The 21,788-nt window shown below is 63.9% G+C and carries 20 protein-coding genes and 2 pseudogenes; 15 read left to right on the forward strand and 7 right to left on the reverse strand.

Annotated elements, in window-relative coordinates; genetic code table 11:
* The first annotated feature begins 1 nt into the window (after position 1).
* Positions 2-253 (forward strand): hypothetical protein, encoded by a 252-nt coding sequence (locus ABZ728_RS17680; RefSeq protein WP_366657566.1) that lies wholly within the window; start codon positions 2-4, stop codon positions 251-253.
* Here ABZ728_RS17680 and ABZ728_RS17685 read toward each other — a convergent pair.
* Complete coding sequence (locus ABZ728_RS17685; RefSeq protein ID WP_366657567.1) at positions 183-1,568, reverse strand: MFS transporter; 1,386 nt, start codon at positions 1,566-1,568, stop codon at positions 183-185. The two genes, ABZ728_RS17680 and ABZ728_RS17685, sit on opposite strands and share 71 nt — an antisense overlap.
* A gap of 221 nt (positions 1,569-1,789) precedes the next feature.
* On the opposite strand from ABZ728_RS17685, the gene ABZ728_RS17690 reads away from it, so the two are divergent.
* Positions 1,790-2,887 (forward strand): site-specific DNA-methyltransferase, encoded by a 1,098-nt coding sequence (locus ABZ728_RS17690; RefSeq protein ID WP_366657568.1) that lies wholly within the window; start codon positions 1,790-1,792, stop codon positions 2,885-2,887.
* A 63-nt stretch (positions 2,888-2,950) separates the two neighbouring features.
* Here the strand turns inward: ABZ728_RS17690 and mutY are convergent, their stop codons facing one another.
* Positions 2,951-4,096 carry an A/G-specific adenine glycosylase gene (gene mutY / locus ABZ728_RS17695; RefSeq protein WP_366657569.1) on the reverse strand — a complete coding sequence of 382 codons (1,146 nt, stop codon included), beginning with the start codon at positions 4,094-4,096 and terminating at the stop codon, positions 2,951-2,953.
* A gap of 149 nt (positions 4,097-4,245) precedes the next feature.
* Here mutY and ABZ728_RS17700 point away from each other — a divergent pair, with 149 nt between their 5' ends.
* From ABZ728_RS17700 to ABZ728_RS17735, 8 genes and pseudogenes are all read left to right on the forward strand, one after another.
* Complete coding sequence (locus ABZ728_RS17700; RefSeq protein WP_366657570.1) at positions 4,246-4,749, forward strand: DciA family protein; 504 nt, start codon at positions 4,246-4,248, stop codon at positions 4,747-4,749.
* 50 nt (positions 4,750-4,799) lie between these two features.
* On the forward strand, positions 4,800-5,462 hold the full coding sequence (locus ABZ728_RS17705) for a thioredoxin domain-containing protein (RefSeq protein ID WP_366657571.1): 663 nt from the start codon (positions 4,800-4,802) through the stop codon (positions 5,460-5,462).
* Positions 5,463-5,526: 64 nt separating this feature from the next.
* Positions 5,527-9,123, forward strand: a complete 3,597-nt coding sequence (gene smc / locus ABZ728_RS17710) for a chromosome segregation protein SMC (RefSeq protein ID WP_366657572.1) — start codon at positions 5,527-5,529, stop codon at positions 9,121-9,123.
* 312 nt (positions 9,124-9,435) lie between these two features.
* A pseudogene (locus ABZ728_RS17715) lies at positions 9,436-9,591 on the forward strand (AtpZ/AtpI family protein); the annotation flags it as partial.
* Positions 9,592-9,728: 137 nt separating this feature from the next.
* Positions 9,729-10,451: a F0F1 ATP synthase subunit A gene (locus tag ABZ728_RS17720; protein ID WP_366657573.1), complete on the forward strand. Its 723-nt coding sequence runs from the start codon at positions 9,729-9,731 to the stop codon at positions 10,449-10,451.
* Positions 10,452-10,578: 127 nt separating this feature from the next.
* Complete coding sequence (locus tag ABZ728_RS17725) at positions 10,579-10,803, forward strand: F0F1 ATP synthase subunit C (RefSeq protein WP_366657574.1); 225 nt, start codon at positions 10,579-10,581, stop codon at positions 10,801-10,803.
* 205 nt (positions 10,804-11,008) lie between these two features.
* Positions 11,009-11,503 carry a F0F1 ATP synthase subunit B' gene (locus tag ABZ728_RS17730; RefSeq protein ID WP_366657575.1) on the forward strand — a complete coding sequence of 165 codons (495 nt, stop codon included), beginning with the start codon at positions 11,009-11,011 and terminating at the stop codon, positions 11,501-11,503.
* Positions 11,503-11,982 carry a F0F1 ATP synthase subunit B gene (locus ABZ728_RS17735; protein ID WP_366657576.1) on the forward strand — a complete coding sequence of 160 codons (480 nt, stop codon included), beginning with the start codon at positions 11,503-11,505 and terminating at the stop codon, positions 11,980-11,982. Before ABZ728_RS17730 ends, ABZ728_RS17735 begins: the two co-directional genes overlap by 1 nt.
* A 411-nt stretch (positions 11,983-12,393) precedes the next feature.
* On the opposite strand, the pseudogene ABZ728_RS17740 reads toward ABZ728_RS17735, so the two are convergent.
* Together ABZ728_RS17740 and ABZ728_RS17745 are read right to left on the reverse strand one after the other, a co-directional pair.
* Positions 12,394-12,501, reverse strand: a pseudogene (locus ABZ728_RS17740) (IS110 family transposase); the annotation flags it as partial.
* Between the two features lie 589 nt (positions 12,502-13,090).
* Positions 13,091-14,269, reverse strand: a complete 1,179-nt coding sequence (locus ABZ728_RS17745; protein ID WP_366657577.1) for a site-2 protease family protein — start codon at positions 14,267-14,269, stop codon at positions 13,091-13,093.
* Between the two features lie 193 nt (positions 14,270-14,462).
* Here ABZ728_RS17745 and ABZ728_RS17750 point away from each other — a divergent pair, with 193 nt between their 5' ends.
* Genes ABZ728_RS17750 through ABZ728_RS17765 form a run of 4 tightly spaced genes read left to right on the forward strand, consistent with a single transcriptional unit; the run spans position 14,463 to position 18,540 of the window.
* On the forward strand, positions 14,463-15,026 hold the full coding sequence (locus ABZ728_RS17750; protein ID WP_366657578.1) for a hypothetical protein: 564 nt from the start codon (positions 14,463-14,465) through the stop codon (positions 15,024-15,026).
* 20 nt (positions 15,027-15,046) lie between these two features.
* Positions 15,047-16,279 carry a DUF6421 family protein gene (locus tag ABZ728_RS17755; RefSeq protein WP_366657579.1) on the forward strand — a complete coding sequence of 411 codons (1,233 nt, stop codon included), beginning with the start codon at positions 15,047-15,049 and terminating at the stop codon, positions 16,277-16,279.
* 24 nt (positions 16,280-16,303) lie between these two features.
* On the forward strand, positions 16,304-17,275 hold the full coding sequence (locus ABZ728_RS17760; protein WP_366657580.1) for a DMT family transporter: 972 nt from the start codon (positions 16,304-16,306) through the stop codon (positions 17,273-17,275).
* Positions 17,272-18,540: an ATP-grasp domain-containing protein gene (locus tag ABZ728_RS17765; RefSeq protein WP_366657581.1), complete on the forward strand. Its 1,269-nt coding sequence runs from the start codon at positions 17,272-17,274 to the stop codon at positions 18,538-18,540. The genes ABZ728_RS17760 and ABZ728_RS17765 overlap by 4 nt, the downstream gene beginning before the upstream one ends.
* Before the next feature lie 38 nt (positions 18,541-18,578).
* Here the strand turns inward: ABZ728_RS17765 and ABZ728_RS17770 are convergent, their stop codons facing one another.
* Positions 18,579-19,745 carry a HAMP domain-containing sensor histidine kinase gene (locus ABZ728_RS17770; RefSeq protein ID WP_366657582.1) on the reverse strand — a complete coding sequence of 389 codons (1,167 nt, stop codon included), beginning with the start codon at positions 19,743-19,745 and terminating at the stop codon, positions 18,579-18,581.
* Positions 19,746-19,969: 224 nt separating this feature from the next.
* Between ABZ728_RS17770 and ABZ728_RS17775 the strand changes: the two genes are divergently transcribed.
* Positions 19,970-20,383 carry a universal stress protein gene (locus ABZ728_RS17775; RefSeq protein WP_366657583.1) on the forward strand — a complete coding sequence of 138 codons (414 nt, stop codon included), beginning with the start codon at positions 19,970-19,972 and terminating at the stop codon, positions 20,381-20,383.
* 37 nt (positions 20,384-20,420) lie between these two features.
* On the opposite strand, the gene ABZ728_RS17780 is transcribed toward ABZ728_RS17775, so the two are convergent.
* Together ABZ728_RS17780 and ABZ728_RS17785 are read right to left on the reverse strand one after the other, a co-directional pair.
* Positions 20,421-20,954, reverse strand: coding sequence for a metalloregulator ArsR/SmtB family transcription factor (locus tag ABZ728_RS17780; RefSeq protein ID WP_366657584.1), 534 nt, complete (start codon positions 20,952-20,954; stop codon positions 20,421-20,423).
* Between the two features lie 47 nt (positions 20,955-21,001).
* Positions 21,002-21,667 (reverse strand): peroxiredoxin, encoded by a 666-nt coding sequence (locus ABZ728_RS17785; RefSeq protein ID WP_366657585.1) that lies wholly within the window; start codon positions 21,665-21,667, stop codon positions 21,002-21,004.
* Positions 21,668-21,788: the final 121 nt, after the last annotated feature.

A 21,788-nucleotide genomic window follows, 5' to 3' on the forward strand; every position in this document is an offset into this window, starting at 1 on the left:
AGTGACGATGTTCGAGCACACAAACTGGCCATGGGTCCGGTCATGGGCGCAACGTCTGTTCGCCGCCGTGTTCCTGCTGATGGTGTTCACCTTCATGACCGCGTCACCCGTGCTGCGGCCGGGCGGCGCGATTGCGACCCTGCCGGACGCGTTGTGGTTCGCCAGTCTGGTTTCGCTCGGCGTCACGCTGGCGGCCGGGGTCGCGCTGGCAGCTTATTCCCATCAAAAGGGCGGCCGGCACCAGAACCACTGACCGCCGGGTTCAGCCGTGGATGAGTTTCCTCGCCCCACCACCACAGCGCGGCGCCCGACAGAAACATCGAGATCGCGACAAACCAGAACGCCGCCTCGGTCGCGCCGGCGACATGCGCCGCGATGCCAAGGCCGAGCGCGCCGATTCCGTAGCCCAGATCGCGCCAGAACCGGTATATGCCGATCGCCGAACCACGCCAGTTTGGCGGCGTAATATCGGCCACTGCAGCCGACAGGTTGGGATAGAGCAACGCCATCCCGAACCCGATGATGCCGGCAGAGAGCGACCACCACAGGACGCCGCTGCCCAGCACCACGAGCGCCACGCCCGCGCCACAGATCCACATGCCGAGCACATTGAGCCGGAATCGCCCGACGTGATCGGAAAGCCGCCCGGTGAAAAGCTGCGCCCCGCCCCAGACGAATCCATAGACGCCGACGATCCAGCCAATCTCGGTCAGGCTGGCGTCCCGGCCGATCAGGAACACCGGAAACATGACCCAAACCAGAGCGTCGACGAATTTCTCAACGAGGCCTGCCTGAGACACCGCAGCCAGACGGGGGTCGCGCCATGACATGACGGCGAACACTTCCCAGGTTCCCGGCGTATCGGACACACCCGGCGGATACCGGGGGCGAAAGGCGTCGTCGCCAGCGGCGCGACTGCTGGCGGCGGCCTCGGCCCTGGCCCAGGGCAGCGTGTCGCGGCCCCAGAGCAGGGTCAGCACGATCCCGGCGGCAACGACAGCCACGCCGAAAATCAGCAGGCCCACCCGGGGACCAAGCAGGCTCGCCGCATAGGCGGTGACGATCCCGGCGAGCGCCACCCCGACATAGCCCGAGAACTCGTTCAGGCCCAGGGTGAGACCACGCTGATCGGCCCGCGTGATGTCGAGCTTCGAGGTCTGCGTCATCGACCATGCCAGGCCCTGATTGATACCCAGCAGCACCGTCGCCGCCACGATCCAGCCCCAGCCCGGCGCAAACCAGATCATGAAGGGGATCGGAATCGCGACGACCCAGCCGATCAGAAGAACGTTCTGCCGGCCGATCCGTTCGGACAGCCGTCCGGCAACGAAGTTCAGGACGCCCTTGACGACACCGAAAGCCACCACGAACGAGGTCAGCAGTATGAACGACCCCTCGGCCACGCCGAATTCGCTCTCGGCCAGGGCGGGAACGACGGTCCGCATCATACCGATGGCAAAGCCGACCAGCAGCACCTGCACGAGCTGGTGAATGAACTGACTCATGTTCTCGCGGATGCCGAGGGAATAGGCAGGCGTGGAACGCTCTTTCCGGCCCTCAAGGGTCATGGGTTCATCCTTTTCGACGCTATCGCATTTTCTCGCCGGTCTCGCCCCCGCGCAAGAGGTCCCGGCCTTCAGCCGCCTCGTCCGCATAGCCGGCTTCATGACAGGGCAGGATTCGTTTTCCGGCTTCATTTCTGCCGAGTCGGGAATTTTTATTGACGCCGATTCGACCCATGCGCCACTTTGAGCCGGTGAGTCGAGAAACCCGGAACGCCAAATCCACAATGCTGGCCGAAGACCGAATCCTGGTCGGGGATTGCATCGCTGCGATGCAGTCGCTTGAGCCTGGCTCGATCGATTGCGTCTTTGCGGACCCGCCCTACAACCTGCAGCTCGGCGGTGATCTGCATCGGCCGAACAATTCGCGCGTCGACGGCGTGGACGAGGATTGGGACCGGTTCGAGAATATCGGCGCCTATGACAAGTTCACACGCGAATGGCTGTCCGCCGCAGCGAACGCTCTCAAGGCCGACGGCACGCTCTGGACCATCGGCTCCTATCACAACATTTTTCGCGTCGGGGCCATTCTTCAGGATCTGGGCTTCTGGATTCTGAACGATGTCATCTGGCGCAAGACCAACCCGATGCCGAACTTTCGCGGCACCCGCTTTACCAATGCGCACGAGACCCTTATCTGGGCCGCCAAGTCACCGAACGCCCGTTACACGTTCAACTACGAAGCGATGAAGAACCTCAACGAGGATCTTCAGATGCGCAGCGACTGGCTGCTGCCGGTCTGTTCGGGCGGCGAGCGCCTGAAAACCGACGCCGGTTCAAAGGCACACCCGACGCAAAAGCCGGAATCGCTGCTATACCGGGTCATTCTGGCGTCGACCCGGCCGGGCGAAACCATCCTCGACCCGTTCTTCGGCACCGGAACGACCGGCGCCGTCGCGCGCCGGACCGGACGCCGGTTCGTGGGTATCGAGCGCGATGACGACTATGCCGCCGTGGCGCGGGCACGCATCGAGGCGATCACCGAGCCGGCGGACCTGACGCTCTATCAGACATCGGGCCGTCGGCAGGCGCAGCGCATCCCCTTCGGGACCGTGGTCGAACGCGGACTGATCCGCCCCGGCACCGTCGTAACCGATCAACGCCGCCGGTATACCGCGCGGGTCAAGGCCGACGGCACCCTGATCTCGGTATCGGAATACGGCCACCACAAGGGCTCCATCCATCAGGTCGGCGCTGCGCTGCAACAGGCGCCAAGCTGCAACGGCTGGACATTCTGGCATGTGGAAGACGAAGACGGCAGCCTGCTATCGATCGATATCTATCGCCAGCGCGTGCGCAGCGAGTTGGACGGCGCCGCACTCTGATTTGCCGTAACGGCGCCTTCCGCGCCACGCGGAGCGCGGGTCAAAGCCGGCGACGAAATCAGTTCATTCCGCGATGCGGGTGCCATGGGCCAGAGCGTGGCGCACGACCTTGCGCATGACCGTCGGCAGGGCTTCGTCGCCCAGAGCCTCCAGGGCAACCCACCGGCCATTGGCGACCGGCGCATAGGGAATCCGCGCGACGGCGACCTTCAGTTCCAGATGGAAATGGGTAAAGGTATGCCGGACCATGCCGGGCAGCAGCCGCCATCCCGCCGGCAGCGGTGCCTGCTTTGCGGCGGCATCCAGAGCCGGAAAATCCGCCTCTGCCAACCATTCGCTGCTCGGCACCTCCATCATGCCGCCCAGCAGACCCTTTTCCGCCCGGCGGCGCAGGAACACGTCGCCTTTGCCGTTGACCGCCCAGAAGACGATTCCCCGGCGGACAGGTTTGGGCGGCTTGGCCTTTTTCGCCGGCAGGCCGGCTTCGGTTCCGGCCAGTCGCGCCGCGCATTCCGCCGACAACGGGCATAGAATGCAGCGCGGCTTGCGCGGCGTGCAGATCGTCGCGCCGAGATCCATGAGCGCCTGGGCGACATCGCCGGGGCGCTCGCCCGGACTGTCGGGAAAGAACGCCCCCGCAAGCCGTTTGAGTTCGGGCTTGGCCCGGGGCAGCGGCGTGGCGACATTGAACAGCCGGGCCACGACCCGCTCGATATTGCCGTCGACCACCGTGGCCGGCCGGCCGAACGCGATCGCCGCTACTGCAGCGGCCGTATAGTCGCCGACGCCTGGAAGCTGCCGCAATTCCTCGACAGTATTCGGGAATACGCCGTCATGGCGCTCGACAACTGTACCGGCGCAGCGATGAAGGTTACGAGCCCGTGCATAATAGCCCAGTCCGGCCCAGGCTTGGAGAACCGAGTCCAGTTCGGCGGCGGCCAGCCCCTCGACCGTGGGCCAGCGCGACACGAACGCTTCGAAATACGATTTCACCGTCGCAACCGTCGTCTGCTGGAGCATGATCTCGCTCAGCCAGACGTGATACGGGTCGGGATAACCGCCGGGCAGCGCGCGCCAGGGCAACGCCCGCCGGTGATGGTCGTACCATGTCAGCAACCGGACACGCCGGTCGCGCGCCACAGCCTGGTCCACCGCCCCGGCATCCTCGTCCTGCGCGCTCTCGACCGTGTTTCCCATCGTTCCCGGCACTATCTCCTCCCTTACCGCGCCGACCGTCGGCGTATGGATCGTCACGGCCCGTTGGCGGCGGCACGACGATCATGCTATCGGATCGGCGTCGGATTCGGACCGTCCCTTGCTGCCGCCGACGGCTCCGGCTGTCCACATACGAGGTATCCATGGCCGGCCCCCGCTCGCTGACCTATATAGCGCATCCGATCGCCAGACGCGCCCTCGGTAAAAAGCATGCCGATCTGGGATTGCTGCTGGACCACTGGGACGATATCGTCGGCGGCGACCTGGCACGATATGCGGTTCCCGACCGCATCGCCAAGGGTCGCAAAGGCGGCGCGACGCTCCATGTGCGCGTTGCCCCCGGCGCGGCATCCCGTTTGCAGCACGACATCCCGCGCCTGATCGAGCGACTGAACGCGGTCCTGGGAACCGGCGCGGTCGAAAGCGTCCGACTCACACAAACGAATGTCGGCGCCGGCCCCAAACGCAGCCGGCGCCCGCCGCCGTTACCGGCGCAAGAGGCCGCGACGCTGGACAGTCTGATGCTCAGCGTTCAGGACCCGTCCCTGCGTGCGGCACTGAGCGCGCTGGGCGAAGGCATCTTTCGCCGGTCCGCAACCGCGCAAAGGCCGGAGACCGCTCGAAACGCCCCGCGAAAAACACAATGACTTGACAGACAGACCATTGAAACCCCAACATTTTGTGCGAGGAGACAGACATGCAACGACGTAGCCTTCTGAGAACGGCCGGTCTGGCCACCGGCACCGCAGCATTCGGCGGGTTGGCCGGGGTATCCGGTATTGTCGGGCGGCAGCCCGTGGGCCTGATCGGCTCCGCCGCCGCGTCCGACGCCTGGCCGCCGGCCGTCGGCGAATACGACATGGTACTGGGCGATGACGACGCGCCGGTCACGATGATCGAATACGCGTCGTTCACCTGCGGCCATTGTGCCAATTTCCACACCGAAAGCCTGCCAACGATCAAGGAAGACTACATCGACCAGGGCCATGTTCGGCTGATCTTCCGTGATTTCCCGCTCGACGGGATGGCGCTGCGGGCGGGGCTGATTGCCCGGGCCGCCCCGAAAAGCCGCTATTTCAGTGTCGTCGACGTCATGTTCCAGCAGCAGTCGCGCTGGGTTCAGGCCTCCGATCCGATCGCGGCCCTGTCGAATATCGCATTGATGGCTGGCGCCAGTCAGGAAGACATCGACGCCAACCTGCAGAACGAGCCGCTCGCGGACGCCCTGATCACGCTTCGAACCGAGGGCGAGTCGCGGTATCAGGTCAGCGCGACGCCGACCTTCGTGATCGAAGGAGAGGTGATCTCCGGCAACATGCCGCTGGCCGACATGCAAAGCACGCTGGACAGTCATATTTAGCACCGGCCGCGGCTTATCAGCCCCCGGCTTTACGCCTGCGGCCTAACGAGCAAGGTGGTCGCCGTTGCGCTTTTTGAAATTGCGGCTTTCCGGTTTCAAGTCCTTCGTCGATCCGACGGAATTGGCGTTGGAACAGGGAATTACGGCGATCGTCGGCCCGAATGGCTGCGGCAAATCGAACCTCGTCGAAGCGCTGCGCTGGGTCATGGGCGAAAGCTCGGCCCGGCGTCTGCGCGGCGGCGATATGGACGATGTGATTTTCGGTGGAACGGTGTCGCGTCCGGCCCGCAACATCGCCGAAGTCTCGCTGCAGATCGACAACAGCGCCCGCACCGCGCCGGCCGGATTCAATACCGACGACACGCTTCAGGTCGTCCGGCGCATCGAGCGTGACAAAGGCTCGGACTACCGTCTCAACAATCGCTCGGTCCGGGCGCGCGACATTCAGACGCTGTTCCAGGACAACGGCGCCGGCGCATCGTCCGTTGCACTGGTCAGCCAGGGCAGCGTCGGCGCCCTGATCGCCGCCCGCCCCGGTGAGCGGCGCCGCATCCTTGAGGAAGCGGCCGGCGTCGCCGGCCTTCATTCGCGCCGGCAAGAGGCCGAGGGCCGGCTGAAAGCGGCGGAAGACAACCTTTCTCGCACCGAAGATGTCCTGAACGCGGCCAGATCGCGCATCGATGGACTCCGCCGTCAGGCTCGCCAGGCCGAGAAATACCGCCAGATATCAGAGCGAATTCGCCATCTCGATCACCTGTTGATCCATCGCCGCTGGCGCGACGCGACCGAGGCCCTGAATGCCGCCCGCCGGTCATACGAGGCGAACGAGCGCTCGATCGGCGAAGCCATGGTTGCCCTGGACCGGGCCGACGCAGCCCACAAGGCTGCCGAGAACGCCGTTGCGCCGGTCAAAAAGCGCGAGGCCGATACGGGAGCCACTGTTCAACGTCTGGTGGTCGACTCCGACCGCCTGGACCGGGAAGCCGAGAAGGTCGGGGAGACCCGCCGTGACATGGAAGCCCGTCTGAAGCAGATCGACCGCGACGCCGAGCGCGAAAAGAGCCTGATGGCGGATGCCGATACCGCGACCGCAGTTCTGCTCCGCGAACGCGATCAACTTCAGAACGAACTGGCCGGGTTGCCGGACGAGCGCGATCAGGCCGACGCCGCGCTCCAGAGCGCCCGAAATGCGCTCGCAGCCGAGGAAGAGGCCGTCGGCGCCTTGACGGCACAAGCCGCCGCCGCCGACGCCTCGGTGACGGCGGCCGATCGCCGGATCAAGGAACGCGACGCCGAGGCCGCCCGTCTGGCGACCCGGCTTCAGGCCGCGCAGAAGGCGCTGGCCGATGCCGAAGCAGCGGCCGGCGAACTGGCCGATCCCGAGCCATTAACCGCCCGTGCCGAAGAGGCCGAAGCGGCCATCGATCAGGCGCGCCGCGATGCCGAAACCGCTCGTCAGGAGACCGAGGCCGCCGAAGCCGAGCGGCGGCGCGCCGACGACGATGCCGCCGCAGCCGCCGGACCGGTCCAGAAGCTCGAATCCGAAGCCGCCGGCCTGCGCTCGATCCTCGACCGGCCAAGCGCCGGAAAGGGCGGCAGCAAGACCTCGGCCCAACCCGGTCCGGACGCGGGCGGCGCCATCGTCTTCGACCGATTGAGCGTTGCGCCGGGATACGAATCGGCGGCGCCTGCCGCCTTGGGCGATGGTATTCGCGCCGTGCTGGGGGATGGCGGACCGTGCTTCTGGCGCGACCTGTGCGCCGGCGGATCGGGCAATGACCCATCGGACGGTTCAGGGACGGACGCCCCGCCCGCTCCGGACGGCGACAGCGGCCAGCTCCGGCCTCTGAAGATGGTCGTCGACGGACCCGAGGCCATTCGGCGGCGGCTGTCGGCGACCTGGGCGGCGGAGACACTGGACGCTGCGCTTTCCTGGCAACCGGCGCTGAAGCCCGGTCAGCGGATCGTGACCATGGACGGGGCCGTCATCGACTGGGACGGTTATGTTCGAGCCGCCGACGCCCCCGCGCCCGAAGCGGCACTGCTCAGGCACCGGAATCGATTGGCCGAAATCGATGACGAACTGGCGGCGGCACGACAGGTGCTGGCCACCTCGCGCACACGTCAGGACACAGCGCGCACCTCCCTGGCCGACGCCAAAAGCCGCGAACAGGCCACACGCGAAGCAGCGGCGCGATCGGAAGCCGAGGCTCGCGCAGCGCGTGACGCCGCCGCGGAGGCCGTCCGCGAGGACGATCGCCAGCGCGCCCGCATCGACGCGGCCCGCACGGCGCTGGAAAACACCGACGAGGCTGCCGCCGAAGCCCGGCGCGCGGCAACGGCGGCACACAGCGAACGCCAGGGGCTGGAGGATCCGGCAGCCTTGCGCCGGGATCTCGACGCCCGGCGCAAGGCCCGCGACGCCGCGCGGCGGGATGAAGAACATCGGCGCGAGTCCGTTCAGACGCTCGAACGGCGGATCGGTGGCAAAAAACGGCGTCTTGCAGCGATTGCCGAGGAATTGGAAGGCTGGAACAAACGCCGCGCCACGGCAACAGAACGGGTCGCCGATGTCGACCGGCGGGCCGGTGGATGCCGCAAGACCCTGGCGGATCTTGAGGGGCGACCGGAAGCGATCGCCGCGGAGCGCACCGCGATTGCCGACCGGCTGGAAGCCGCCCGCGCCGATCAGCGGGACGCCGCCGACGCCGCGGCAAAGGCGGAAGATACCGTCCGCGAAACGGCCAGGGCCCATCGCGATGCGGAGCACCACCTGGCCGGCCTGAAGGAAACACGCGCGAGGCTCGAAGGCGATGTCCGCCACGCCCGTGACCTGCTCGCCGCGATCCGCGACCAGTCCGAAGAGAAAATGGGCGCGCCGCCGGAGTCGCTACCCGAACCGGCTTCGATGCTGCGAAACGACGGCAGCACGCCGTCTGGCGAATCACCCGCCAGCGACGTCCCCGAAAGTGTCGAAGCAATCGCAGCCGAAGGTGAAACGCTGCGCCGGTCCCGCGATGCGTTGGGGCCAGTCAACCTGCGCGCCGAGCAGGACCTGGCCGAAGCCCTGCAGTCGATCGAAACCATGGAAGCGGACCGGCAGGACATCATGGACGCCATCGCGCGACTGCGCGACGGAATAGCCAGCCTCGACCGTGACGCCCGCACGCGTCTGACGGCGGCCTTCAAGGAGGTCGACGCCCATTTTCAGTCCCTCTTTTCACGGCTGTTCGGCGGCGGCAGCGCGGCGCTGAAGCTGACCGACATGGACGACCCGCTGTCATCGGGGCTGGAAATCCTCGCCAGCCCGCCGGGCAAACGGCTGCAGCACCTGTCGCTGCTGTCCGGCGGCGAGCAGGCGCTGGCGGCCCTGGCGCTGCTGTTCTCGGTGTTCCTGACCCGGCCATCGCCGATATGTGTGCTGGACGAGGTCGATGCGCCGCTGGATGACGCCAATGTCGACAGGCTCTGTTCGCTGCTGGAAGAGCTTGCCGATCAGGACATTTCGCGGTTCGTCATGGTGACCCACCACCGGCTTTCCATGGCCCGCGCCCACCGCCTCTATGGCGTCACGATGCGCGAACAGGGCATCTCCAACCTGGTATCGCTCGATCTCGGCCGGGCCGAGGCGCTGCGGCAACCGGAACTCGCCCTGGCCTGAGGGCGCTGCTGCTGTTTCTCTTTCCTTGACATTTCGTCGGGTGTCTCACTAATTTGCGGCGCTTCTCCGACCCAGGCATGGGATGGGGATACGAGATTATCATGAGCAACGGGGTACTGCACCACCGTGGCAGACAATGGCCGGGGTCCGGGCGACCATAGCCGGGGCGACCAGAATCCAGGCAACCCGGATCCGGTTGACCCAAATCCGGGTGATCGGGATCCGGGCGACGGGTTGCGCAAGCTTGACCGCCGCCTTAGGGAAGTGCGGGCCCGCCGTTCTGCGGCGAGCGCGCCTTCCGCCTCCAACCGGGGGATGGGCGCCGGGATGCGGATCGCTGTCGAGTTGTCGGCCGCCATCGTGGTCGGTACGGCGATCGGTATCGGTCTGGACCGATGGCTGGGCACCACGCCGTTGTTCCTGATCGTGTTCTTTGTGCTCGGCTGCGGCGCCGGTTTTCGCAATGTCATGGCGACGGCGAAGGAACTGGACCGACGGGCGCGTGAAGATCGGGCCGGCCAAAAAGGGTCGGAGCCGAATGTCGAGCGGTCCCGCGTCAATGATGGCGATCGGGATCAAGGCTGAACGAAAACGGGAGATGCCCCGTGGCGGGTCCTTTGGAGCAGTTCGAGGTCGAGCCGATCGTCCCTATTCAGGTCGGCACGTTGGATCTGTCTTTTACGAATGCGAGCTTGTGGATGGTCATTTCGGTGGTTCTCATCACCGGAATGCTGACCGTTTGCATGCGCGGACGGGCTCTCGTGCCCACGCGAATGCAATCACTTGCGGAAATGTTCTACGAAGTCATCGCGAACATGATCCGTGACAGTGTCGGCAATGACGGCCGCAAATATTTCCCCTTCGTGTTTTCGCTGTTCATGTTCATCCTGTTCGGCAATCTGCTGGGGATGATACCAGGCAGCTTTACGTATACCAGCCATATCATCGTAACATTCGGTCTTGCGGCGGTCGTCTTCATCGGCGTCACCGTGATCGGTCTGGTACGGCACAAGGCCAGGTTCTTCACCCTGTTTTTCCCCCATGGTGCGCCCGTCTGGACGGCGATCATTCTCGTTCCGATCGAATTGATCTCCTATCTGTCCCGGCCGATCAGCCTTTCGGTGCGGCTTTTCGCCAATATGACCGTGGGCCACCTGATGCTGAAGGTGATCGCCGGATTCGTCGCGGCCATGGGCGTTTTCGGAATTCTGCCGATCGCCGGTCTGGTCGCCGTAACGGCGCTGGAGTTCCTGATCGCCGCCATTCAGGCATATGTTTTCGCGATCTTGACTTGCATCTATCTCCACGATGCGCTTCACCTTCACTAGCCAACCACCCATGGGGGCTGCTGATGGCGTCTATCCAGGGCGCTTGAGCGGTTCCCTATCCTGCCCCTACCAGTCACCACCTTCAGAAACCACCTCCTAGCAACCGACGTAAAAAGGATTTCGTCTCATGGAAGCAGAAGCTGCACGCTTTATCGGCGCCGGTCTGGCCGCCATTGGTATGATCGGCGCCGGCCTGGGTGTCGGTAACGTCTGGTCGTCCTACTTCCAGGCCATTGCACGGAACCCGGCCGCCAAGGAAGACATTGGACCGAGCGTCTTCATCGGCTTCGCCGTTACCGAGGCCATCGCGCTGTTCGCCCTGATCATCGGTCTGATCGCGCTGTATGGATAACATTCCGGTTTGGCCGGATTTCCGGACGGACCGCCGGACGGAACCACGTCAGGTGCGATGAGGAATCACCGCCCGAGGGCCACATATGTCTTCGGGCGGCCCCCCTTCGACCGCCCCAGCTACCGGAAGACGGCGTCCGGATCCTCCCCGTGCCAGCCCTTGGCAGTCGGAGACCAGGCTCTATCCGTACGACGAGGAGCGCATCATGCCTCAATTCGACCCGTCATCCTTCATCAGCCAACTGTTCTGGCTGGCGGTGACGTTCGTCGCTCTCTATTTCCTTATGAGCCGTATTGCCCTTCCCCGCATTGCGGAAGTTCTCGAGGAACGTTCGGAGCGTATTGCCGACGACCTCGATCGCGCCGAGAACCTGCGCAGCGAGGCTGAAACCGTGATCACCCAATACGAGGCGGCTCTGACCAAAGCCCGGTCTGAGGCAACCTCGATGATCGTCGGCACCCAGCATGACATCGACAAGACGATCGAAGAGCGCACGCGCGATTTTGATGCTCAGCTTGGCGCACGTCTGCGCGAGGCAGAAGAACGAATCGGCAAAGCCAAATCCGACGCACTTCAGCAAGTGCGGGATATCGCCGTCGACATTACCGGTGACATCACCACACGGTTGACCGGCGAAACCCCGGACTCGAAGGCTGTCGCCGCCGCCGTGGACGCCAGAATGGGTGGAGTGCCTCAATAATGGAGATCACCAATCTTTGGCTTCTGATCGCGCTTGTCATTTTCCTGGTCATCGCCTGGAAGCCTGCCAAGCGCGCCGTTCTCCAGATGCTCGACAGCCGCTCGGATCGTATTCGCGCGGAATTGGAAGAGGCTCAGCGCCTGCGGGAGGAAGCCCAGGCGGAATTGGCGAATGTTCAGCGGCGTCATCGGGATTCTCTCGCCGAGGCCGAGGACATCATCGCCCATGCCAGGGTTGAGGCCGAACGCATCCGTGAACGATCCATGGCCGATCTCGAACGGGCCATGGAACGCCGCGAAAGCCAGGCCATGGACCGCATTGCTCAGGCCGAGGCAGCGGCCACGTCGGAAGTACGGACAGTCGCCGTCGATACGGCCATTGCCGCCGCCGAACAGGTGCTACGCGATGGGCTGACCGACGCCACCCGCCAGAAACTCATCGACTCGGCAATCGAAGACCTTCCCAACCGGCTGAACTGATCTTTCTGATCAACTCCCGCCCTCTACAATTCCCGGTCGCCGCGCGGCACTATGTGACGCGCCGCTGACCCGGGATTGCGCAGCAACTCTCGATCGTTATACATGGACAGGCACATCCGGATCGGGGCCCCTGATCATGTATGGACGGCCCCGTTGCAAGGGTTTTCTGCAGCATGGCTTTGTCGAGGCATTCGCTTGCGGTCATGTATCCGGCCTGTTTGTGCGGTCGGAATGACCGCTGGCCAATAAGGCGGCCGCGACATGGGTCCCATTCAAGTCATCGCTCTGGCTGAGCGTTGATCCGGTCGGGTTTGGCCCGCGTCGTGGCGCGATGCACGTGACCGCCATGCTGTCATCGTCCCTCGCAATCTCAGCGGCCGCGCCGGCTTCAGGCGCGGGCCGGGCGCGGCGGTAGGTCTCTCCCCGGCTCATGACAACCCAGGCTATGCGGGCAGCCTTGTTGGCCAGAGCGGTCGCCGCAACGGGGGTTGGCCGGCGCTGCTGCAAGGCGGCAAGCCAGGGGTCGGTGCCGCCTTGGCTTGTCTTGTGATGGCGCAGCGAGGTGGCGCCCGGTCTTGAAGTTGCGGGCATCACCAATGGTCGCAGGTAGGGCCGCGAAAAATCGAATCACAGCATCGCGCCGCAACCGTTTGATCAGCAAAGCCTCTCCAGTATCGTCGACGCCCTGAACCTGAAATACGCGCTTGGCAATATCCAGCCCGATCAGCTTGACTTCCATCGTGGACGGCTCCTCTCGTATGCGGTTGGACCACAACCACATTGGCACATTGCGATGCCGTAGAGGTGGGGCCGTCCACACCTTCAAGTCAGGGGCGATCAGGTGGGGGCGATCAGGTGGGGGCGATCAGGAGGGGTGGCGCGTTTCCACCTATTCCAATTCCCGGGTCAGCAGTTATCGGCGGGCAATATGCGAACCTCCATGGAAATCGCGGGCGCCATTCTTACCCTTCCACCTACTCCAATTCCCGTGCGCGGTGCGGCACGCAGTGACGCGCTGCAGGCCCGGGATCGCGCGCAGTAACTTCCCACGGGCGAAACGGGAACCGGGCTCAGCAGCATCCGGAACCGGAAACCCGGGGCGTCGACCCTACCGTCGATCCAGATCCGATTTCAGCGCCAGAAAGTTCATGAGATCGCGAAGCGACAGAATGCCGACCAGTTCGATCTGGCTGCCATTGTGTCTCTTTGCCACAAGCAGGCGCGACTTTCCGGTACGCTGCATCTGCATCAGGGCAGCGGCTGCGTCCTCGTTCGGGGCGATGAGCGCATCCTCGGTCACCGGCACCATGACCGCACTGACGGACTTCCCGACAGCATCGTCCCGGTCACCCAGTTGCTCTGTTCCCAGCACGCCGACAAGGCTGCCGCCGTCCATTACCGGAAATGTCTTGTAGAAATACCGGTAGAAATAGTCGTCGATCGCTTGCGGGACCGGCAGGTCGGCCGGCACTGCCACGATGTTGCGCCGCATGAACCTGCTTACCGGCTGGCCCGACAGGATCGATTGCGTCATCTGGTGGCGAACCTGCCCCTGAGCGGCAGCATGAACGAACAGTCCCAGAATGAAGTACCAGACACCGCCGATGACATTGCCGCCGATAAAGGATGCCAGCCCCAGGCCCATCAGAATCGCGGCAAACACGCTGCCGGCGGAGGCTGCGATCCGCGTCGCCCAGATCAGGTCGCCTTTCCAGGCCCAGAGTGCCGAGCGCAGCACGCGGCCGCCGTCGAGCGGAAAGGCCGGAACCATGTTGAAGACGGCCAGCAGAAGATTGATGAATGCGACATAGCCAAGAACCAGACCGATCGGCGAAACGCCTGGTTGCCCGGTGAGCGTTTCGGAGGACCCTGCACCCGATAGGCCGCCCCCTGAGAAGCCGGCCGCCGCCCAGAACAGGAACGCCACCACGAGCGACATGATCGGGCCCGCGATCGCCATGAGGAATTCTCCCTTGGCCGTCGGCGGTTCGCGCTCCATTTCCGCAACACCACCGAAAATGAACAGGGTGATACTCCTGATCGGCATGTCATAGCGCCTGGCAACGACGGCATGAGCGAGTTCATGGGCGACGATCGACGCCGCCAGGCCGAACAGACCGATGACGCCCATGGACCAGTATGTGCCGGCACTCTGGCCGGGAAGCAGGACTGGAAAGAGTCCCGTGGACAGGCTCCAGACGATAAGAACCGCCAGCAACAGCCAGCTTGCGTCCACCATGATTCTGAAGCCGAACAGTGTGAACAGGGTCAATCGGTTCGCGAACATTTCTTGCGCCTTATGACGTGGATCTACACCACGTCGGTATGCTGTCCGGCCGATCAAGGGGGGACTGTGCCAATGCCCTCACCACCCTGCCCGTCCGGACAATCATAAATCTCGTTAAAGTTGTATATAATTCGGTTTATGCTATTAATAGCGGAACATCGAAATCGGAAGTGCAACGAAGGACCGAAGAGCCATGTCGCTTGGCGGGACATCATTGAACCTGCACACGCTGGGACCGGAGGGAACGAATTGCGCCGAGGCTGCGCGATTCTGGCTGTCGCGGTCGTCACCAGCCGCGAGATCTGCCGAGGACCGGATCGTCCTGCACCCCACGCTGGAGCTGGCTTCATTGGAACTGGCCGACCCCGAGCGCGATCGACTGCTTAGCTGTGCGGCCTATCCGGAATTGCATACTTTCATCTTCTCCAGACTCGATCGGCTCGTGATGACGGATGCTTTCGTCATGCCGACCCATGCCATGGTGCTTGCCCGCCAGCAAACCGTGGCGCCCGATAGCGGTCGGGCTCCGGTAATTGCCACTCATCCCGCCCCCCGGCATCTGGCAGAATCCTGCGCCGCAGAAGGAGCTGAATTCATCGTTGCGACCAGCAATGCCGATGCGGCCGTCCGATGCGCAAAGGGTGAGGCGGATATTTGCGTGACGACTACCGCCGCCGCGCGGATATATGATCTTGCCGTGCTTCAGGACTTCGGCCCCGTGCCTATGGCGTTCCTCATCCATGCCATGCTGCCATGACCACGTCGGGAGGCAGTTCCATGCCGGTCGATCGGAACGACGCTCCACCATCGATCCTGTTGCGCATCATCGACATGGTCGACAGTGTGCGGCCCTATCAGGGTGTGGACGGGACGATCGCAAACCACCCGCCACAGGCCTATCGGCTGATCCAGGCACTGGTCGACATACTGGAACATGACTACGAGGAAGTCCCGGGACTCACGCGGCCGCTGGCGCTTGCGACATCGGGCGATTTGCGGCGGTGGCTTGAATCGGGACTGAATACGCCGCCGGCCTTCGATGCCACGATCGCGGCCTTCCCCCCACCGGAGAACGGTTCGCCGATCTTTCTGTTGGCCTGCATGATCGCAACCAACGGACCGCAACCGACAGGGCGCTTCCTTGAGGCCGTGTTCGGCTATCGGCGGGAATCGCAAATATTGGCCGAGGCCGAAAGCTATTGCGGCGGCTACGAAAAGGCCTTCGACTGCATCCAGCTGACCGAGGCGTCGGCCGGATTTCGACAGGGCAACTGCATCGTTCTGTTTCCGGAATCCGTCGCCCGCGCCAAACGGGTCGAGCGCCAGACCTTTGCGCTTTTCTTCTTCAACAAGTTCAGACGAATCTATCACGAACTCACCATGCCGGAAGTACGCCGCCTGTTCGGCCCCGAAGACCAGTGCTTTCCAGGCTCCGGACGTTGGCTGAGCGCCGACATGACCGAATCGGCAATGTACGACGCCCGCTGTCTCTGGGGCTACTTGCACGACTATGCGCACCACACCGGGCCTCGCCCGCTCGATCAGTCCCTTTCCCTGAAGATCGGCTGGCATACCGGTTTGTTGGAGGAACTGAAATGCGATCTGATCGGCGCCCTGGTCATGGCGCGCAAGCAACCCCGCTATTGGCGCGAGATCATCGAGTTCATCATCTGGGAGCGGATGCTGCGCTATCCCCGGGCCTGGCGCGATCGCAATACCTTCGACGCCGGCACCGGCGTGCTGCTGTTCGGTGAACTCTGGCGGTCCGGCGCCATCCGGCCCGGCCGAGAGTCGTATCTCGCCGTGAATCTGGCCGGCGTTCTGGAGACGGCAGACGCACTCGTTCGCGAGATCGAGGATCTGGAGCGGCTCGACGATACCGCCTATCCCGACGCCGCCCGTGCTTTCGTCGAGGCGCGCCTTGGCGCCCCATCGCCGCCGGACCGATACGACCGCGCAGGAACGATACACGCGGATGTTGTTTTCAGCGCGGATATCATGCAATCATAAGAAGCAGGGGCATCGGTTCTCGGGATGACAATGCGTCTATCGATCTACACTTTTCTGATTCTGGGGCTATTCTCGGCCAGTTGGATCGTGTCCAAGGATATCGTCTCGGACCTGCCCGCCGCGCACGCAACGGGGCTGAGGCTCACGGCGACCGCAGTGGCGCTATGGATCATCGTTGCCATTCACAAGCCGGGACGATTCCCGCTCGCCGATCTTCCCCGGGCGCTGATCGGGTTCGTCATTCTGGCCGTCCTCGGTTTCGCCGGGTATTTCCTCCTGTCGTTCGGGGCATTGATCCCGCTTCAGGCCAGCCAGTTGAGCATGGTCCTGTCGTCGATTCCGGCCATCACCTATCTGATCGCCCTGGCGCTCGACCTGGATAAACCCAATGCCCTGAAATTCGTGGGTGTACCCCTGGTCACGATCGGCGCCGTCTGGTTCAATCTGGCCGACGCGCGTGGTCTGTCGGTCGAGCAGGTGACCGGGCTCGCGATGGCTGCGACCGCGGCACTGTCCTATGCGCTTTATGGCCTGGCCTCGAAAAAGCTTCTCGCCGGGCGTCCGCTTCTGGGCAGTCTTGCCTGGATCACGACCTTTGCCGCCCTGATGTTCGTGCCCGTCTATATCGCCGATCCACTGCCGCTGCAGACCCTGGTGCCCGCTGATATCATCAAGCTCGCACTTCTGGGCGCGATCCTTTCCGCCCCGATCTATGTCCTGTATCAGATCGTGCTGGCGGCCGGCGGCGTCGTTTACGCCAACTCGATCGGGGTCATGGCCCCCTTTGTGATCCTTGCGGCCGAACTTGGTGTCGGGTTCCGCAACGACGTGACACTGCCGGAAATCGTGGCGATGATGATCGGTGCCGTCGGTGTCGCCCTGCTGTTCATTGACGCCATGCGCGGCGAACTGCGGCAGGCTCCGCCGCCGGACACGGCCGCCCTGGCCCGCAGCGAGTTGCGCCGCGCACGCGCGTCGCGATCGGCGACGCGATGACGAGTGCAACGAAGATGTCGGGGGGACCGGTACTGCTGGTCTGTCAGCGCAGCGCGAAACTGCCCTTCGTTTTCGAGGCGGCGTCGCGCGCGGGGATCGACCTGATCGCCCTTCACGACAGCGGCGAACCGGCGCCCCTTGGCGTGCCGGCCGTCGTCGACACCCTGGCCTTGCCGGTGTTCACCGACCCGGAACGCGCCCTGGACGAATTGGCCGAACAGGCCGGACGGCTGGGACTTGCCGGCGTGTTTACGGTTCGCGAAGAAGCCGTCGTGTGGACAGCCAATGCTGCCGCCCGTCTTTGCCTGCCGGCGCTGTCGCCCAAGGCGGCCGCGCTGACCCGGGACAAGGGCGCGATGCGCCGGGCTTTTCAGGCCGCCGGCCTTCCGGTTCCCGGTTTCGTCAGCCTGAACGGCCCGGAGAACATTGACGCCGCGCGGCATCTAAGCCCGCCCCTGGTCGTCAAACCGTCCGGCGGATGGTCATCGACCGGCGTCATCCGCGTCGACAGCCAGGATGCGCTGCCTGGCGCCATGTCGGCGGTCGCCGCAATCCAGAAGCGCGATCTCAATCGATACTATGGCGGCATGGCGCCCCGGATCATCGTCGAGGAATATCTCGACGGCGCCGAGTTCGTGGTCGAGTGCTTTGTGCGCGCGGGCAACGTCCATGTTCTGGCTGTCGGGGACAAGGGATGTCCGACGGGCCCCTGGTTCGAGGAAACCGTCTACGCCGTTCGCAACGACCTGGACGATCCGGCCATTGCCGCCCTGATCGAAGCCGCAGCGAACGGCATCCGGGCCATAGGCCTCACCACCGGACCGGCCCATGTCGAATTACGCCAGGACCGGCATGGCCGGCCCCATCTGTTGGAGATCGGCGCGCGAATCGGCGGTTCCGGCGTTTCCGATTTCATTGTGGAAGAAGCGACAGGCCTGTCGTTCACCGGCCTTTGTCTGGACGCCGCTCGCGGTCGGCAGATGCCGGAATTACCGCCGGTTTCGTGGCCGACCCGCATACCGGGCAACTATATCATTCCGCTGGCGGGGCATGGCCGGTTCGACGGCATAGACGGACTGGAGACTGCCCTTGCACATCCGGATACACGCCGGGTTGTGCCTTTGCTGCCCGAGGGGACCCAGGTTCCGGCCCCGCCCGCCTTTGCCGGATATCCGGGCTTCATATTTTCGGTGCACGATACACCCGATGACGCCCGCGCTTATCACCAATGGCTCGACCAAATGGTACGCCCGCGCTGGCGCTGATCAGCGCAAGCCAGCTTACCGGTCCGGAACAGGCGCAGTCACGCCGCCTTTCGGTCAGCGCCCTCGGCATGCTTGGCAAGGGCCAGATGGAAAAGCTTTCCGCGGCCTTCGACGAAATGCCAGGTCAGCCGGGCGCCGGAAAGAACGGCCAACCGGTCGGCGAGCAGCAGCGAAATCGAAACGCTGGTCGCATCGCCGACCCCTTCGGGAGAGTTGGTGGCTTCGCGTTCCGCCACGAAACCGCGATCGGCAAGGCCTGCGGGAACATCGTTGCGATCCAGTGCGCGCCCGTTATCGGCGATCGACAGTGTCACGCCTTCCGCGTCCGTCGTGGCCGAGACCGTCACGCGCCCGGCTTTCTGTTCATTGGACGCCGTCGTCTCGATCGCCACGCCAATGACGTTCATAATCGACTGAATCAGGGCGGAGCGATCGGCCAGCACACATGCCGAGCCGGCCATCGTGGCGGAGATATCAACCCCGGCGGCGCCCGCGTGCAGATGCTTGGCCCGCACCGCTTCGTCAACAGCCTGATCGAGCGACACCGATTCCATCGCCAGTGACAGGTCCCCGGATTCCATCTGGCTGAGGTCCAGGATTCGCTGTATCCGGTCGAGAAGCTGCTGACTGCTGGTTTCGATATCGCGGGCATAACCGCGATAGGCCTTGGTACCGAGCGGGCCGAGCATTTCGTTGTGCATCATCTGGGAAAAGCCGACGATGGCGTTCAGCGGCGTTCTGAGGTCATGCGACAGGCGGGACAGCATGCCGAAGACCTCTTTCTTTTCCGCCGTTGTCGCTTCCCTGGCCGCTTTGGATGCCGCCAGCGCATAGTCGAGCCGGGTCAGCCCCTCCTGGATATCGGCCATCAGCCGTGCGGCCGCATCGACGTCGTCTCCGGATTCCGACGGCAGACGCGGCAGTACCCCTGTTTCAAGGTATTGGCGGATCGCGGCCGACGACGCCCGGACGGGCGCAAGCAGGGCATAGAGCGCCGCGAATGTCGCCACGGTGCCTCCCACTGTGGCCACCAGAAGCACGACCACCACCGGCAACACCGTGGTCATGGCGATGTCGGAAAGGAGCAGGAGATACAATATCAGGGCGATGAGCGGTATATGGACGCCGACAAAACTTACGAACAGAATTTTGCCGATATAGCTCCTCGGGCGCGGCAATCTGGACAGCAGGCGATAAAAGCGCATGGGGTATCTCCAGCGGGATAAACGGTGCGGCAACGACATAGCCGATCCAGATTAATATTCCCCTATATCCAGATCCCCGGCAGGCCGGCAGGCATCCTTTTATTCCGCGCCACAACCTACGGCAACGGGCGACAGGCACGCGCCATTGCTGTACGCTGAAACAACCTCACCGAGCCCAACGACGGCGTTTCTTAACCCGCAACAGAACCGAGGGAGACGTAACCATGTTCAAGACAATCATGGTGCCGGTGGACCTTTTCCATGCCGGCACTCTCGACAAAGCACTCGCCACCGCTGCGGGCCTGGCCAGGCAGTTCGACGCAACTGCAGTCTATGTCGGCGTCACCAGCAGCGCACCCAGCGAGGTCGCGCACAATCCGCAGGAATTTCAGGCAAAGCTGGACGCCTTCGCCGCAGAACAGGCCGCAAAGCACGGCATTTCGGCAAAGGCACAGGCCTTGGTCAGCCATGACCCGACGACCGATCTGGACCGGACCCTGGCGAAGGCCGTTGGCGACATCGGGGCGGATCTCGTGGTGATGGCCTCGCATGTGCCGGGGATGACCGAACATCTGATCAATTCCAACGCCGGATGGATGGCGGCCCATCTCGACGTTTCGGTTTTCGTCGTTCGTTAGGACACCGTCGCCCGCCCCGCATCGAAGGCCAGCGGGTTCAGGTGTCGTCGACAATCGCCATGAACCCGCAGTCGGTGGGAGCCGAATTCGACAGAATGCTGCCACTTGACGCGGCGGGAGATGCAGCAAGACTGCCGAAAACGGAATCGGTCCCGGCCACCGACAAGCCCTGCGCGGCGCCGGGCGTGGGCGCCGCCGGGACGGTACCGGTACAGAAAACGCCATAAAGCGCCCGGATCACCGGCACGACCTTGGGATCGCGAAGCTGGTAGAACACGACCTTCGCCTGACGGCGTGATTGTCCGATCAGCCTTGCTTCGCGCAGGATCGCGATCTGCTGCGACAAGGTCGGCTGACGGATTCCCAGCATCTCTTCCATCTGTCCGACCGACCGTTCGCCCTCCAGCAGAAAGCACAGGATCATCAGGCGATTGGGATTGGCCAGCAGACGAAGCAGCCCACTTGCCTCGGCCGCCGCGGAAGCCATGGCCGCCGCGTCCATTCCGTCAGCTGCCCTGGGCTCCATGACCGCCGCTGTTGCCTGCGGTATCTTACCGGCCTGCTCTGTCATTGTTTCAAAGTTCCCGTCTTGCGGTTCAGTCATGTCATGAAAATTGGTCATGTCACCGGACGCATATACCAGAAGTCTCGATCGCCGCCCGCCGATTCCGCGGTCGGATCGGCATCTTCGACGGCCAATTCAATTGGCTTCAGCACCGCGTCACCTGGAACCCAACCCTCGGGCGTGCAAACCGAAGTCTGGCGGACCGCCTGAAGCGCGCGAACCAGGCGAAGCAATTCCTGCACATTGCGGCCTACGGCCATCGGATAGAACTGCATCGCCTGAATGACGCCGTCCGGATCGATCGCAAACACCCCACGCACCGTTGCCGTCGATGCCGAACCGTCATGAATCATGCCGTAGGCTCTGGCTATGGAGAGCCCGATATCTTCGACCACCGGGAAGTCGATTTTCCTGCCGGTATTGGTCTCGATCGATCGGATCCAGGCGAAATGAGCCGGCAAACTGTCAATGGAATGGGCGACGATCTCGCACCCGATCGCATCGAACTCCGGCTTCGCCGCCGCCAGGGCAATGAATTCACTGGTGCAGACCGGCGTGAAATCGGCCGGATGGGTGAACAGCAGCACCCAGCGGCCGCGCCGGTCCGAGAGCCGCACCGGTCCCATGGTCGACCGCGCCGTAAAATCAGGCGCCATGTCGCCAAGTCCGGGCCGGGCCCGCACCGGCGATCCGGCTCCCTGCATCGTACCCTCTGACACCGCTTTCTCATCCCTTTCGAAAACCGGGCAAATCGGCCAATCCTGATTGCCCGATTGGATACAATCAATCGACTATCCGTGCAAAGGCGGCGTTCGCATCGCCTTACAACGGCTCCGTCAG

It is taken from the genome of Fodinicurvata sp. EGI_FJ10296, assembly GCF_040712075.1.
Lineage (GTDB): Bacteria > Pseudomonadota > Alphaproteobacteria > DSM-16000 > Inquilinaceae > JBFCVL01.

Bases quoted from the DNA above. Each gene is read 5' to 3' on its own strand.
- ABZ728_RS17760 (WP_366657580.1), top strand. From the start codon at position 16,304: ATGACAATGCGTCTATCGATCTACACTTTTCTGATTCTGGGGCTATTC.
- ABZ728_RS17690 (WP_366657568.1), top strand. From the start codon at position 1,790: ATGCTGGCCGAAGACCGAATCCTGGTCGGGGATTGCATCGCTGCGATG.
- ABZ728_RS17745 (WP_366657577.1), bottom strand. From the start codon at position 14,269: ATGTTCGCGAACCGATTGACCCTGTTCACACTGTTCGGCTTCAGAATC.
- ABZ728_RS17725 (WP_366657574.1), top strand. From the start codon at position 10,579: ATGGAAGCAGAAGCTGCACGCTTTATCGGCGCCGGTCTGGCCGCCATT.
- ABZ728_RS17705 (WP_366657571.1), top strand. From the start codon at position 4,800: ATGCAACGACGTAGCCTTCTGAGAACGGCCGGTCTGGCCACCGGCACC.
- ABZ728_RS17700 (WP_366657570.1), top strand. From the start codon at position 4,246: ATGGCCGGCCCCCGCTCGCTGACCTATATAGCGCATCCGATCGCCAGA.
- ABZ728_RS17770 (WP_366657582.1), bottom strand. From the start codon at position 19,745: ATGCGCTTTTATCGCCTGCTGTCCAGATTGCCGCGCCCGAGGAGCTAT.
- ABZ728_RS17685 (WP_366657567.1), bottom strand. From the start codon at position 1,568: ATGACCCTTGAGGGCCGGAAAGAGCGTTCCACGCCTGCCTATTCCCTC.
- ABZ728_RS17775 (WP_366657583.1), top strand. From the start codon at position 19,970: ATGTTCAAGACAATCATGGTGCCGGTGGACCTTTTCCATGCCGGCACT.
- ABZ728_RS17750 (WP_366657578.1), top strand. From the start codon at position 14,463: ATGTCGCTTGGCGGGACATCATTGAACCTGCACACGCTGGGACCGGAG.
- ABZ728_RS17755 (WP_366657579.1), top strand. From the start codon at position 15,047: ATGCCGGTCGATCGGAACGACGCTCCACCATCGATCCTGTTGCGCATC.
- ABZ728_RS17730 (WP_366657575.1), top strand. From the start codon at position 11,009: ATGCCTCAATTCGACCCGTCATCCTTCATCAGCCAACTGTTCTGGCTG.
- ABZ728_RS17780 (WP_366657584.1), bottom strand. From the start codon at position 20,954: ATGACAGAGCAGGCCGGTAAGATACCGCAGGCAACAGCGGCGGTCATG.
- ABZ728_RS17735 (WP_366657576.1), top strand. From the start codon at position 11,503: ATGGAGATCACCAATCTTTGGCTTCTGATCGCGCTTGTCATTTTCCTG.
- ABZ728_RS17765 (WP_366657581.1), top strand. From the start codon at position 17,272: ATGACGAGTGCAACGAAGATGTCGGGGGGACCGGTACTGCTGGTCTGT.